Below are 445 nucleotides of genomic sequence, written 5' to 3'. Positions count from 1 at the left end.
CCCGACACCTTCTTGCCTGCGTCATAGCCCTTCTGACCTGCCGTATCGCTGTGCTTCACGCTCTGCGCGTCCACGATCAAGAACGTGCTGCTGGCGTTGCGCCCCTGTGTTTCGCGGGCCGCGCCAACCTGATTTTTTGAGCGCCCGCTCCAGCAGGCTTCTACCTTCATCGTCCACTTCGCTCCACTTGGCAAAGTAGGAATGCACCGTGCGCCACTTCGGAAAGTCACTGGGCAACGCACGCCACTGGCAACCTGCCCGCAGTAAATACAGCACTGCGCACCACACCTCATACACATCCACCGTCGCAGGCTTGGTGCGTTTGCGGGCTCGCTCCAAAATCGGGCGGATCTGCTCGAACCGCTCACGGCTCATGTCACTTGGATAGGTCTTCTCGCGCATTCGTGCAGTTTGCATGGTTTGAAAGAGATCGCGAACAGGTTCT

At 58.7% G+C, this 445-nt stretch carries 1 pseudogene; it reads right to left on the bottom strand.

The features are described from left to right. Positions 1 to 402 (bottom strand): annotated as a pseudogene (locus tag XarbCFBP7408_RS22140) (IS5 family transposase); the annotation flags it as partial. Positions 403 to 445: the final 43 nt, after the last annotated feature.

The sequence above is a fragment of the Xanthomonas arboricola pv. guizotiae genome, assembly GCF_002940205.1.
Lineage (GTDB): Bacteria > Pseudomonadota > Gammaproteobacteria > Xanthomonadales > Xanthomonadaceae > Xanthomonas > Xanthomonas arboricola_C.
The sequence above is the reverse complement of the archived record's forward strand: the minus strand, read 5'-3'. Positions and strand labels throughout refer to the sequence as shown.